Origin of the sequence: Amycolatopsis sp. Poz14 (genome assembly GCF_006704225.1) — a bacterium.
Lineage (GTDB): Bacteria > Actinomycetota > Actinomycetes > Mycobacteriales > Pseudonocardiaceae > Amycolatopsis > Amycolatopsis nivea.
The window spans coordinates 1173656-1185989 of sequence record NZ_JACLHD010000001.1; the positions used below are offsets into that span (position 1 = coordinate 1173656).

The 12334-nt window shown below is 70.1% G+C and carries 13 protein-coding genes; 8 read left to right on the plus strand and 5 right to left on the minus strand.

All coding sequences use genetic code 11. The features are described 5' to 3' along the window. Nucleotides 1-125: 125 nt before the first annotated feature. Complete coding sequence (locus FKO37_RS05850) at nt 126-2276, minus strand: transglycosylase domain-containing protein (protein ID WP_238603921.1); 2151 nt, start codon at nt 2274-2276, stop codon at nt 126-128. Between the two features lie 337 nt (nt 2277-2613). Here FKO37_RS05850 and FKO37_RS05855 point away from each other — a divergent pair, with 337 nt between their 5' ends. Continuing rightward, on the plus strand, nt 2614-2907 hold the full coding sequence (locus FKO37_RS05855; protein ID WP_020664154.1) for a WhiB family transcriptional regulator: 294 nt from the start codon (nt 2614-2616) through the stop codon (nt 2905-2907). Between the two features lie 37 nt (nt 2908-2944). On the opposite strand, the gene FKO37_RS05860 is transcribed toward FKO37_RS05855, so the two are convergent. From FKO37_RS05860 to FKO37_RS05870, 3 genes are read right to left on the minus strand one after another with little or no spacing between them, the layout of a single operon-like run. Further along, the gene (locus FKO37_RS05860) at nt 2945-4063 is read right to left on the minus strand and encodes an ArsA family ATPase (protein WP_037808406.1); all 1119 of its coding nucleotides are present in this window, start codon (nt 4061-4063) and stop codon (nt 2945-2947) included. After that, nucleotides 4063-5067 carry an ArsA-related P-loop ATPase gene (locus FKO37_RS05865; protein WP_037808405.1) on the minus strand — a complete coding sequence of 335 codons (1005 nt, stop codon included), beginning with the start codon at nt 5065-5067 and terminating at the stop codon, nt 4063-4065. Before FKO37_RS05865 ends, FKO37_RS05860 begins: the two co-directional genes overlap by 1 nt. A gap of 22 nt (nt 5068-5089) precedes the next feature. Then, on the minus strand, nt 5090-5338 hold the full coding sequence (locus FKO37_RS05870) for a hypothetical protein (RefSeq protein WP_238603922.1): 249 nt from the start codon (nt 5336-5338) through the stop codon (nt 5090-5092). 140 nt (nt 5339-5478) lie between these two features. On the opposite strand from FKO37_RS05870, the gene FKO37_RS05875 reads away from it, so the two are divergent. From FKO37_RS05875 to FKO37_RS05905, 7 genes are all read left to right on the plus strand, one after another. Continuing rightward, nucleotides 5479-5640, plus strand: a complete 162-nt coding sequence (locus FKO37_RS05875; RefSeq protein ID WP_020664158.1) for a DUF4177 domain-containing protein — start codon at nt 5479-5481, stop codon at nt 5638-5640. 10 nt (nt 5641-5650) lie between these two features. After that, a complete protein-coding gene (locus FKO37_RS05880) occupies nt 5651-6106 on the plus strand; it encodes a RidA family protein (RefSeq protein WP_037808400.1) in 456 nt (151 codons plus the stop codon). Continuing rightward, a complete protein-coding gene (locus FKO37_RS05885; protein WP_238603923.1) occupies nt 6106-6735 on the plus strand; it encodes a hypothetical protein in 630 nt (209 codons plus the stop codon). The genes FKO37_RS05880 and FKO37_RS05885 overlap by 1 nt, the downstream gene beginning before the upstream one ends. A gap of 38 nt (nt 6736-6773) precedes the next feature. After that, nucleotides 6774-7961 (plus strand): hypothetical protein, encoded by a 1188-nt coding sequence (locus tag FKO37_RS05890; RefSeq protein WP_037808398.1) that lies wholly within the window; start codon nt 6774-6776, stop codon nt 7959-7961. Between the two features lie 217 nt (nt 7962-8178). Further along, on the plus strand, nt 8179-9003 hold the full coding sequence (locus tag FKO37_RS05895; RefSeq protein ID WP_238603924.1) for an NUDIX domain-containing protein: 825 nt from the start codon (nt 8179-8181) through the stop codon (nt 9001-9003). Continuing rightward, nucleotides 9004-9780 carry an MBL fold metallo-hydrolase gene (locus FKO37_RS05900; protein ID WP_238603925.1) on the plus strand — a complete coding sequence of 259 codons (777 nt, stop codon included), beginning with the start codon at nt 9004-9006 and terminating at the stop codon, nt 9778-9780. Beyond that, on the plus strand, nt 9777-10031 hold the full coding sequence (locus tag FKO37_RS05905) for a glutaredoxin domain-containing protein (RefSeq protein WP_037808395.1): 255 nt from the start codon (nt 9777-9779) through the stop codon (nt 10029-10031). Before FKO37_RS05900 ends, FKO37_RS05905 begins: the two co-directional genes overlap by 4 nt. Before the next feature lie 788 nt (nt 10032-10819). Here FKO37_RS05905 and FKO37_RS05910 read toward each other — a convergent pair. After that, complete coding sequence (locus FKO37_RS05910) at nt 10820-11893, minus strand: DNA polymerase III subunit beta (RefSeq protein WP_238603926.1); 1074 nt, start codon at nt 11891-11893, stop codon at nt 10820-10822. Nucleotides 11894-12334: the final 441 nt, after the last annotated feature.

A 12334-nucleotide genomic window follows, 5' to 3' on the forward strand; every position in this document is an offset into this window, starting at 1 on the left:
GCGACGGGAACGGCGACCGGGCGTCGTCGGCTCGAGATGGACTGGACCAGCCGGACGACGGCGGTTAAGCCCGGACAAGCGAAACGGGGCGGGAGATCGCGTCTCCCGCCCCGTTTTCACCGGATTCAGTTGGTATACGCCGGATCCTCCGGCGGCAACGGCACGACCGGCTGGCCCTCCATGATGTTCTTCATCGCGCCGAACCACGTCTGCGCGGGAGTCTTGCCACCGAACATGTTGCCCGTGCCGCAAGTGCTCACGTTGCCGACGCCGTTGTAGCAAAGGCCGCCGCTGCCGCCTTCCGGACGGAACACCATCGCCGCACCGGCCATCTGCGGCGTGCCCGCCACGAAGGTCGCCGAGCCGTTGTTCTGGGTCGTCCCCGTCTTGCCGACGAGCGGCCGGTTCCAGCCGACGCCCTCGGCCGCCTTGGCGGACGTGCCACCGGGCTGGTCGTCCTTGCTCATCCCGACCGCCATGGTGTTCGCGAGGCCTTCCGGCACGACCTGCTCGCACGGAGCTTCCTTGATCGGCACCGGCTTGCCGTCGCGGTCGGTCACCGCCGCCAGCGGGGTCGGCGGGCACCATTTGCCGCCGCTCAGGATGGTCGCGGCGACGTTCGCCAGTTCCAGGCCGCTCGTGGGGCTGAAGCCGAGCGTGAACGCACCCGTGCCCGGATAGTTCGGCTTGGGGCCGTAAGCCTGGGCCTGGCTTTGGTTCTTGCCCGAGTCGTTCGACTTCGGGTCGACCTTTCCGCCGCCGGGGTTGCTCGCCATCGTCTCGCGCATGCCCAGCTTGACCGCCATGTCGATGCCCGGTCCGGTGCTGCCGATCTTGTCCTCCAGCGCCACGAACGCGGTGTTCGGCGAGGTCGCCAGCGCGTTCTGCAGCGAGGTCGACTCGCCGTAGTTGCCGGCGTTGCCCACGCAGTACCAGCGCGAGTTCAGCGGCGGGCCGGTCGCCGGGCAGTGGCTGCCGCCACCGGTGAAGACGTGCGAGACGTAGCTGTTGCCGACCGGGATGTTGCTGTAGATCCCCGCGATGTGCTGGTTCAGCACGGCCGCGGTGGTGAAGATCTTGTAGCTCGACCCCGCGCCGCCGGTGTTGAACACGCCGGACGGGAGCGCGTAGGTGGTCTGCCCTTGATCCGCGTCGATCCCGTAGTCCCGGTTCGCCGCGAGCGCCACCACTTCGTGCCGGTCCTTGCCGGGACGGATCAGCGAAAGCGTGTTCGCGACGTTCTTCTGGGTTTTGCTCACCTGGGTTTCGGCCGAGACCTTCGCCTCGTGATTGGCCTTCTCGTCCAGCGTGGTCTTGATCGTGTACCCGCCGGTGTACAGCTGGTCCTCGGTCATCCCGGACTTGAGCAGGTAGTCCTGGACGTACTGGCAGAAGAACCCGTTCTCCGGACCGGCTCCGGTGCAGTTCGACGCGGGCTTCTGCGGGGTGTCCGGCACGATGCCGAGCGGTTCCGCCTTGAACTTGTCCGCGTCCGCCTTCGCCAGTTTCTGGTTGCTGACCATCCGGTCCAGCACCAGGTTGCGCCGCTTGGTCGCCTTGTCCGGGTGGTTCCACGGGTCGAGGACGATCGGGTTGTTCACGATGCCCGCGAGCAGCGCGGCCTGCGGGACGGTCAGGTTCTCCGGCGTGGTGTTGAAGTAGGCGTGCGCTGCCGCTCCGATGCCGTAGATCTGCCGGGAGAACTCGACGATGTTGAGGTAGCCCGCGAGGATCTGGTCCTTCGAGAGCTTGGTCTCGAGGTTGATCGCGATCCGGGCTTCCTTGAGCTTGCGCGAGAGCGACTGTTCCTGCGCCTTCGCCTGCCCGTTCTTGTCGCCCCGGTAGACGACGTTGATCAGGTAGTTCTTGACGTACTGCTGCGTGATCGTCGAGGCGCCCTGCGTGTCCCCGCCCGCGGTGTTGGAGACGGCGGCGCGCAGCGTCCGTCCCCAGTTCACCCCGTGGTGCTCGTAGAACGCCTTGTCCTCGGCCGACAGCAGCGCCCACTTCAGCGCCGGGTTGATCTGGTCCGGGCGGACCGGGATCCGGTACTGCTTGTACAGCGTCGCGATCGGCTTGCCGCCGGAGTCGGTGATAGTCGTCACCAGCGGCGGCGGGATGTCGGCGAGGTCGGACGACGTCTTGTCGACCGTTTCGCTCGCCTGGTTGGACACGACCCCCGCGGCGCCCACCACCGGGAACATGATCCCGGCGACCAGCACCCCTGCCAGCAGGCACAGGCCGAGGAGCTTGAAAAGACCATCCGTTTTGCGCACGAAAGCCAGGGTACTGAAGCCCCGTGTCGCCTTCGTGACCTCACGCCCGCGCGCCCCCGCCGGCGATCATTAACGGGCCCCCGTGTCGTGACCTTTGGTAACGGAATGCATGCTAGGTCTCGACGGAGGGAACCGAGGGACCCTACAGTCCGTCAACGTCTCACGTAGATGCCGACAGACGGAGCAGCCCGGGTGGGAGCCTGGCTGGTCCGGACGGCGGCAGCGGCACCGGGGAGGTGCCGTCACCGACGTGCGGCGCAGTGGGAAACGCTCGCGGGGGTGGGAGCGGGAGCTTCGCCTTCGCTGGTGCCATACACCAGATGAGGGAGCTGGGGGTATGCAAACCAATCAGGTTGGCTGGCGGGTCGATGCCTCGTGCCGGGACGCTGATCCCGACGGGTTGTTCGTGCGAGGCGCCGAACAGAACAGGGCGAAAGCCGTGTGCATGGGGTGCCCGGTCCGCACCGAATGCCTCGCCGAGGCACTCGACGGCCGGATCAATTTCGGGGTCTGGGGCGGGATGACGGAACGGGAGCGGCGCGCCCTGCTGCGCCGTCGTCCGGACGTGACCAGCTGGACCGACCTGCTCGAAGCGGCCAAGCGGGACGCGCTGGCCGCCGCGGCGGGCTGAACCTGCTCGTGAGCGGCTGTGTTTCGCGCACAGCCGCTCACGACGTCAGCTTTGCTCCGATGTCGCGCAGGCCCTCGAGGTCGTGGACGTCACCGGCGAGCGCGGGCACCCGGGTCAGCGGCACTTCCGGATGCGCGCGGGTGAAGCGCGCCAGCAGCCGGTTCTCGCGTTCGGCCAGCGCGACGCGGTCGGCGTGCAGCCGCAGCACGGCCTCGGCGAGCGGCGCGTTCTGCACTGACTCGGCAGCGGTCAGCGCTTCGGTCGCGGACAGCGGCGCGAGCACCGGATGCGTGCGGTTGGCGACCAGTCCGGCCAGCGGCATCGATTCGCCGGCGAGCCGCTCCACGAAGTAGGACGCCTCGCGCAGCGCGTCCGGCTCCGGCGCGGCCACCACGAGGAACGACGTGCCCGAGGACCGCAGCAGTTCGGCGGTCTTGCGCGCGCGTTCGCGGAATCCGCCGAACATGCTGTCGAAGGCCTGCATGAACGCCGACGCGTCGGCGAGCAGCTGGCCGCCGATGATCGTGGACACGGCCTTCGCGAACATCGAGAACCCCGCGCTGACCACCTTGCGCAGACCCCAGCCGCCCGCCTTCGCCGGACCGGTGAGCAGCCGGATCATCCGGCCGTCGAGCGCGGTGGACAGGCGGGTCGGCGCGTCGAGGAAGTCGAGCGCGGACCGGCTCGGCGGCGTGTCGACGATGATCAGATCCCATTCGTCGGTCGCCGCGAGCTGGCCGAGCTTCTCCATCGCCATGTACTCCTGCGTGCCGGAGAACGACGTGGAAATGGTCTGGTAGAAGGGGTTCTGCAGCAGCTGCTCGGCCCGCTCGGGCCCGGCGTGCACGCGCACCATGTCGTCGAACGTGCGGCGCATGTCGAGCATCATCGCCCACAGTTCGCCCTTGGGCTCGAAGCCCTCGACGCGCACCTGCTTCGGGTGATTGCCCAGTTCGCGCAGCCCGAGCGCCTGCGCGAGCCTGCGTGCCGGGTCGATCGTGAGCACCACGGTCTGCCTGCCGCGTTCGGCGGCCCGCAGCGCGAGCGCCGCCGCGGTGGTGGTCTTGCCGACGCCGCCGGAACCGCAGCACACGATCACGCGGCTGTCCGGGTCGTCGAGGAGGGCGTCCACGTCGAGCGTCGGGTCGGCGGGCATCAGCGCACCCCCTGTTCCTGCAGCGTTTCGGCGAGTTCGTAGAGCGCGGCGACGTCGACGCCGTCGGTGAGGTCCGGCAGCTCCAGCGTCGGCAGATCGGCCTCGGCGAGCTGTTCGCGGGCCCGTTGCTCGGCGGCGACCCGGACGGCGTGCTCCACGGTTTCCTCCACGAGCGCGTCGAGCGTCGCCTCCGGCAGGTTCAGCCCGGCCGAGGCGAGGCCGGAGCGCACCCGGTCGGCGTCCACCCGGCCGTCGGCGGCCGCGGTCACCGAACGCGCGGGCAGCCGCGGCGGACGGACCCGGTTCACGAGCACGGCGCCCGGCCGCAGATCGGCCCCGTCCAGCTCGGCCACCGCTTCGACGGTCTCGCGCACCGGCATCTCCTCCAGCAGCGTGGTGAGGTGCACGGCGGTCTCGCCGGAATGCAGCAGCCGGACGACGCCGTCGGCCTGGCCGCGGATCGGGCCGGTCTTGGCGAGGTCGGTGAGAGCCTTGGTGACGTCGAGGAACTTCACCACGCGCCCGGTCGGCGGCGCGTCGACCACGACCGCGTCGTAGGTGTGGCGCCCGTCGGATTCGGTGCGCCCGACGCATTCCTTGATCTTCCCGGTGAGCAGGACGTCGCGAAGGCCCGGCGCGAGCGTGGTGGCGAACTCGATCGCCCCCATCCGGCGCAGCGTCCGCCCGGCGAAACCGAGGTTGTAGAACATTTCGAAGTACTCGAGCAGCGCCGCTTCGACGTCGATGTGCAGCGCGCGCAGTTCGCCGCCGCCCGGGACCGACGCGATCCGCTGTTCCGCGTACGGCAGCGGTTCGGTGTCGAAAAGCTGTGCGATGCCCTGCCGTCCCTCGACCTCGATCAAGAGCACCCGGCGGCCATTGCGGGCGAGTGCGAGACCCAGCGCCGCGGCGAGCGTGGTCTTGCCGGTTCCGCCCTTGCCGGTGACGAAGTGCAGCCGGGCCCTGGCGAGCTCGTCGGTCCAGCCGGCGGAGGGTGTGGTCACATCCTCAACACTAAACCGGTGCTCAGCTGGCCAGCATCATGACGCTGACCGCAGCGGCGACGGCCGCGACGACGATCCAGGTCACCACGCCGGGCAGCACGGTCAGCGTGAGCACTGCCACCACGATCAGCCCGGTGAGGGTGACCGCCCCGGCGATCGCCACCTGGCCCGAATCGTTCACCCGGTCCCGCGTTTTGGCCATCACGGCCAGCACGAGCGGCACCCCGGCCACGGCGAGCAGCACGGTCGCGACGATCCGCCAGGTCTCCACGCGCCCACGCTAGCGAGCGACGATCGGATGTGAACTGACCCACACTCACCCGGCCTACCAGGCGCTCCCCTGGACGGGTGACGGGCTTTCGGCGGCGGCGGTCCGGAGGGGCCTTGCCCGCTTGGTTACGCTCCCGAGTCATGAGTGCGACCAAATGGGAGTACGCCACCGTCCCGCTGCTGATCCACGCTACGAAGCAGATCCTCGACCAGTGGGGCGAGGACGGCTGGGAGCTGGTGACCGTGCTGCCCAACCCGAGCGGCGAACAGCACGTCGCGTACCTGAAGCGGCCGAAGAGCTGAGGGGGCGGCGTTGACCTGGAGCGACCGGCTCGCCGAGCTCGGCATCGAACTGCCCGGAGTCGCCGCACCGCTGGCCGCGTATGTGCCGGCCGTGCGCTCCGGCTCGCACGTCTACACCTCCGGCCAGCTGCCCTTCGTCGACGGCGCGCTCGCCGCGACCGGGAAGGTCGGCGGCGAGGTCAGCCCGGAGGAAGCCAAGGGCCACGCCCGCACGGCGACGCTGAACGCGCTCGCCGCGGTGCACGCCCTCGTCGGCATTGACTCTGTTGTCCGGATTGTCAAGGTGGTCGGTTTCGTCGCCTCCGCGGAGGGCTTCACCGGCCAGCCCGCGGTCGTGAACGGGGCGTCCGAACTGCTCGGCGAGATCTTCGGCGACGCCGGGGTGCACGCTCGTTCGGCCGTCGGCGTCGCGGAGCTTCCGATCGCGTCGCCGGTGGAAGTCGAACTGATCGTGGAGGTGAAGTGATGGATCCCGACATCGAACAGTCCCTGCACGAACTGCTGCTGCGGCTCGCCGGCCGTACGCCGGACCAGCTGTTGTGGCGGTTCCGCGACTGGCTCGGCGAAGGCGCGATGGGGACGCTCGCGCGGACCCTGCCGAGGTCTTTGCTCAAGCACAGGATCGATTTGGACCAGGCGGAGTACCGCCTGCTCGTGGCCGGTCTGATCCCGCACGGCGCCGACTGGCACCAGGTGAGTTCGACCCTGGGGGTAGACGACGTCACCGAGACCAGGTACACATTCACGCAGAGTGCGCCCGAATGGGTGAACTCCGTCGACTCTGTGTCCGTCTTGCTCCACGCGACGTTGCGTGGACGCGCGGATGTGGGGGAAGTACGGCAGAGCTGGCGGTGCCTCGGCGCTTCCGGCGAGGGCGGGGCGAAGCGAGTCCTGCTGGTGACGGCGACCGCGGGACAGCCCCGGCTCACCGGTGAACTGCAGCGGGTGCTGCGGGTCATGGGGGACGAGGAACCGAGTGTCGAGGTCATCCCGCCGCGCTTCGACCTTCCCGGGTACCACCGGGCCGCGCTCGCCGAGTCCGAGCTGGTCTGCGTAGGCGCCGCGGGCGCCGGTCATCGACTTGTCGCCGCTTAACGCTCGTTGCCGCCAGGCGAGCTGGGAGGAGCAGAGCCATGGTGGAGGTTCACGACGGCCCGATGGACGGGTTCTCGGTGCCCCTGCGCCTGCATAACTTGTTGCTGGCCCTGGCGGGCCGCATCGACGACAGCGCGCTCACCGAAGCGCGGGAACTGATCGCCCGTGCCCACATCGACGAGGCGGTGGAACTCACCACCGGCACGTTGATCGCGGGCCGGATCGCGGTGAGCGAGGCCGAACAGCGCGAGCTGGCGCTGGTGCTCGAGATGAGCCGGTCGGACGCGACGCTCGCGAACGACCTGCTGGTCACCGACCACGAGCCGATGCACACGCACCGGTTCACGGGCGACAACCAGCCGGAGTTCGGTCTCGCCGAGGCGCTCGACCGGACCTTGCAGGTGTTGCCCGACGTGCGTTCCGTGCACGCGGTGTGGCGCAACACGCCGGCGGGCAGCGTGCCGGGCGCGCTGCCGCAGCGGGTCGTGCTGGTCGAACTCGGCCCCGAGGGCAACCCGCCCGCGGTCGCGTTCCGGGTCGACACCGCGCTGCGCCGGGCGGGCATCCGCTCGGTCGTGGAGGTGAGCGGCCCGGGGATCCCGCAGTCGGATTACCACCAGGCCGCGGGCGCCGTCGCGAGCCCGGTGTGGGTCACCGGCAGCACGCATTCGGCCCCCGACTACCGGCCGGAACCGACGCCGCAGCGCAGCGCCCCGGCGCCCGCTTCGGCCCCGGTCCCCGAACCGGTCTCGGAAGCGCCGAGCCGGCACGGGCACCGTCAGCCCGAACCGGAACCGGTAGCCGCCGCAGAGCCGGTGGTCCCGGTCGCGCCGGTGGTGCCGATCGTGCAGGCAGTGCCCGCACAGCCGGTCTCGATGCCGGAGCCGGCGGCCGAGCCCGCCGCGTCTTCGGAGCGACCGAGGACGGCCGGGTCGGAAACGCGTGCCGAGCGCACGTCGGACCTGACTCCGTCCGAGGTGGCGCAGCTGCGGCGCGCGCTGGCCGAGGACCCGGAGAAGGGCCGCGAGATCGCCGCGGGCAAGCCGAGCATGCACGAGGTGGTCGAGCTGCCCGCGCTGGATCTGGACGATCCGAGCCTGTCCGAACGCGACCGCGCGCTGCTGCGCGAACTGCACGAGGAACTGGCTGAGCGCGAGCGTGCCGAGGCCGCCCGGTTGCGGCTCAACGGCGCGTCCCGTTCCGGCGGGGACCAGCACTGGTCCTGACCCCTGTTGTTCCGTGAAGGGCTCCTTGAGGGAAGCAGATTCCCGCAAGGAGCCCTTCACGGCTTTCGGCCGACCGGGCGCGCGACGGCGGTTCTGGGCTGGCTCGGGTTGCGGTTCGGGAAGGCCGCCCTGAGCGACTCCGAGTCCGTGCGGGTTCCCGCCGCGAGGTGACACAAGTAATCCGCGACGCGTACGGATTGCGAGGTATGTTGCCCGGGTGGAACGGCCGCGTGAATTCGTTTTCGACATCCCCGCCCGTCCCGGCATCGCGATCCGGGACAACGCGGATGGCCCGCCGGCGACCCCGAAGGACGCCGCCACGGTGATCCTGCTGCGCGACGTTTCGGACGGCGTGGAGGTCTTCCTCCAGCACCGCGTCATGGGCATGGCGTTCGCCGGCGGGATGACGGTGTTCCCTGGCGGCGGGGTCGATCCGCGCGACGCCGACACCTCCGTGGCGTGGGCCGGGCCGCCGCCGTCGTGGTGGGCCGAGCAGTTCACCTGCGACGAAAGCCTCGCCCGCGCGCTCGTTTGCGCCGCGGTTCGGGAGACGTTCGAGGAGTCCGGCGTGCTGCTGGCCGGGACTGAGGATTCGGTCGTCGCCGACGTCACGCCGTATCACGACGCGCGGAAAGCGTTGGAATCACGGGAAATCTCGCTCGCCGGTTTCCTTGCCGACGCCGGCCTCACGTTGCGCGCGGACCTGCTGCACCCGTACGCGCACTGGGTCACGCCGCCGCAGGAACAGCGTCGATACGACACCCGCTTCTTCGTCGCGAAGCTGCCGGAAGGCCAGCGCGCGGACGGCGCGACCTCGGAAGCCGCTGCCGCCGGTTGGCAACCGCCCGCCGAGGCAGTCGCGGACGCGCGCGAAGGCCGTCGCGCGTTGATGCCGCCGACGTGGCTGACGCTCGTCGAACTCGCCGAGTTCTCGCAGGCCGATGCGGTGCTCGCCGAGCCGCGCGAGATCGTGAAGACTGTGCCGACCCTGGTCCGGGACGGCGAGAACATCCGCGTTGTCCTCGATACTTCGGAGTCCTGAGTGACCGCTCCCGCTTATGGCGTGCTGCGCCGTGTTTCGGAAACCGCGTCGGTGCTGCTGGAAAACAATCCTTCGACGATGACCCTGGAGGGCACCAACACGTGGGTGCTGCGCGGTGGCGACGCCGCGGCCGCCGTGGTCGTCGACCCCGGCTACCACGATCTTGAGCACCTGGAAAAGCTCGCCGCCGTCGGTCCGGTCGAGCTGATCCTGCTGACCCACCACCACCCGGATCACGCCGAGGGTGCCCCCTGGTTCGCTTCGAAAACCGGCGCGCCGGTGCGTGCCTTCGACGCTTCCCTCTGCATCGACGCACCCGCGTTCGCCGACGGCGACTCCTTTTCGGCGGGTGGCTTGGACTTCACCGTCCTGCACACCCCCGGCCACACCGACGATTCGGTGTCGCTGCTGGTCGGAGGCCAGATCCTGACCGGAGACACAATCCTCGGCCGAGGCACGACGGTCCTGCACGACCTGGGCGACTACCTGCGCTCGCTGCGCAAACTGATCGCCCTCCCGGCCGGCACCCCAGGCCTGCCCGGCCACGGCCCGGAGCTGCCGGACCTGCCCGCCACCGCGCGGGAGTATTTGGCGCACCGGGAACAGCGCCTGGATCAGGTGCGTTCCGCCTTGCGAACGCTCGGCGAAGACGCAACGCCGCGGCAAGTGGTCGAGGTGGTGTACGCCGACGTCGACCGCGCGCTGTGGGCACCGGCCGAGGCGAGCGTGCGCGCACAACTGGAGTATCTACGGGCGTCTTCGGAGGACGGACAATGAGCAACGTCGAGGTCGAGTTCTACTGGCGCCCAGGCTGCGGCTTCTGCTCAGCGCTGCGCCGCCCCCTGCTGGAAAGCGGTTTGCCGGTAAGGGAAATCAACATCTGGGAAGAACCGGGCGCGGCTGAACGAGTGCGCGAGGTAGCGAACGGCAACGAGACGGTGCCCACGGTGATCGTGGGGTCGACCGCGTTGGTGAACCCGACTTTCGACGAGGTCAAGGCTGCGGTGGCCGCGGAGTCGGCCGCCTGAGGTTGTTTCAGGCGCGCTGAGTGGAGCCTGGGGATGCTTCAGGCGCGCGGCTGGTGGCTGCGCAGGCCCTGGCACGCTCCGCGTGCGAGACCGTTGCCGCCGGGCGTGTGCCGTGCCGCGGGTCGTCCTAGTGCCATGGCGTGCCGCACAGGCCCGCTGCTCTGGGCTCGCTCGGGCGAGCCCGAGCGCCCTGGCGGTTTCCCGGGCACGCGGCACCGGCCCAGCCGCTGCGGGCTCGCTCGGGTGCGCCCTAGCCCTAGTGCCCTGGCGGTTTCCCGGGCATGCCGCACCGGCTCGGCGGCTGTGGGCTCGCTCGGGTGCCCCAGAGCAGGCCGGGGTGGCATGGGCGCAGACGGCGTCTGGCCCGTCGCCGCGCACTTCCGCGCACGGCGGACCGCCGGAAGTGCCCACGGCCAACCGACGGCGACATGCCCCGGCCCCGGAGCACGCTCAGCGTGCGAGACGGCTTCTGGCCCACCACGGCCCGCCTGAGCGCGACTTGGCCCGAGGTGGGCATGGTGCGGCTGCGCTTTGCGCCGCTCAGCCCAGCCCAGCCCAGCCCGGCTCGGCCCGGCCCGGCTCGGCCCGGCCCGGCTCGGCCCGGCTCGGCCAGCCCAGTCCGGCTCGACTCGTCCCGGCTCAGTGCAGTCCGCCCAGCCTGGCCACTCGCCCCGGCATTGGCCCGCCGTTCGGCCGCCACCACGCGGCCGAACCCGTGACGACTCCGGTTCGCACCCCGCCCGGTGCGAGCCAGCCGTCAGGCCGAAGCCCGAGTCGGCATTCGCCGGTTACCGGGACAGCATCGGCATCAAGTAGTACTTCAATGCCACCTCCCGTCCGTCCTCGTCGGCTGGGGTCAGGACGCACGCTCGCAGCCCTGGCTGGATTGCCAGTCGGACGCGTTCTCCGCTGAACGGGGCTAGGGCGTCCAGCAGGTACCGGGCCTGGAAGGACGGGGACGTTCGGCCGCCGCAAACGTTTGCTTTCAGGTGTTCTTCTGCCTCGCCGGTGTCTTGGCGGGCGCTGGCCAGGCGGAGGTGGGCGTCGCCGACTTCGAGGGTCAGGACTCGGCGGTCTTCGGAGTAGACGCCGACTCGGCGGATGGCTGCGGCTAGCTCGTCGGCACCTACCTCGACTTCTGTGTCTACCGCGTCGGACGGGATGGAGTCCGCGGACAGGAAGCCTGCGTCCAGGACCGCTGTGGTGACGGTGCCTCCTGCCCAGCTCAGGGCGAAGTGACTGGGGTCGGCGTGCAGTCCCATGGCACCGACGCTGTGGCGGGCGGCTTCGGTCAGCAGGGTGGCTGGGACCAGGACGTCGATGGGTCCCCGGACCTCCCGCAGCGGCAGGCGGGCGACGGCCATGCGGTAGCGGTCCGAGGCGGTCAGGCACAGTTCGCCGCCGATTGATTGCACTCGTACGCCGGTGAAGATCGGGAGCGGGTCGTCCTTGGCGGCGGTGCCCGCGACGGTGCGCAAAGCCGTGCCGAGGGCCGCACCGTCTACTTTGGACAGCAGGGGTGGCGGTTCCGGCACGTGGAGCAGGTCGCGGTCCAGCAAAGGCAGGGCGAAGCGGGCACTGTCCGTTCGGATCGCGAGGCGGGTTCCTTCGACGGCTAACCGGACCTGGTCGACATCCAGCATGCGGACCGTTTCGGCGAACGGCGCGGCTGGTACTACGACCTCGCCGTCGAGATGGGTCGTCGCCGGGCAGGACAACTGGACGGCCAAATCACGATCGCTGCCGGACACGACGAGGCCCTCAGCGGTCGCCCGCAAACGCAGGCGGGCTTGCCTCGACAGGAGTCGGGCCGCGGCGCTCGCGACCGCCGCCAGCGGCCGCACGAAGGATGTGAGATCCATGCCACGCAAAGTAGCGGCGACCACCGACAAAAACGGTGGGCAAGGTGGTTGAGCTGCGGAAACAGGGAAGACCGCCAGTGAGCATGGGGGTGCCCGGCCCGGGAAAACCCGAAAACGGCTACCCGGCGGCGCTGCCGGGTGAGGTGGGCAAAAGGGGCTCGGGTGGTTCCTCGGCCGTGGCGAGGCGGCATCTGCCGTGGGTAGAGGCGAGTTATCCGGCAGCGCTGGCGAGTAGGGCGGGCAAGTGGGCTCGGGTGGTTCCTCGGCAGTGGCGAGCTGCCGTGGGTAGAGGCGAGTTACCCAGCAGCGCGGCCGAGTGAGGTAGCCAAGGAGACTCAGGCGGTTCCCCAACAGCGACTAGGCGGGCACCATCCGTGGATAGAAGCGAGTCACGCACGGGTGGGCGAAAGGGCTCGGCTGGTGCCCCAACAGTGACGAAGC

What these genes read in the sequence shown, in the direction of transcription:
- FKO37_RS05875 (WP_020664158.1), top strand. Translation starts at nt 5,479, where the DNA reads ATGAGTGCGACCAAATGGGAGTACGCCACCGTCCCGCTGCTGATCCAC.
- FKO37_RS05885 (WP_238603923.1), top strand. Translation starts at nt 6,106, where the DNA reads ATGGATCCCGACATCGAACAGTCCCTGCACGAACTGCTGCTGCGGCTC.
- FKO37_RS05860 (WP_037808406.1), bottom strand. Translation starts at nt 4,063, where the DNA reads ATGCCCGCCGACCCGACGCTCGACGTGGACGCCCTCCTCGACGACCCG.
- FKO37_RS05855 (WP_020664154.1), top strand. Translation starts at nt 2,614, where the DNA reads ATGCAAACCAATCAGGTTGGCTGGCGGGTCGATGCCTCGTGCCGGGAC.
- FKO37_RS05905 (WP_037808395.1), top strand. Translation starts at nt 9,777, where the DNA reads ATGAGCAACGTCGAGGTCGAGTTCTACTGGCGCCCAGGCTGCGGCTTC.
- FKO37_RS05910 (WP_238603926.1), bottom strand. Translation starts at nt 11,893, where the DNA reads ATGGATCTCACATCCTTCGTGCGGCCGCTGGCGGCGGTCGCGAGCGCC.
- FKO37_RS05890 (WP_037808398.1), top strand. Translation starts at nt 6,774, where the DNA reads ATGGTGGAGGTTCACGACGGCCCGATGGACGGGTTCTCGGTGCCCCTG.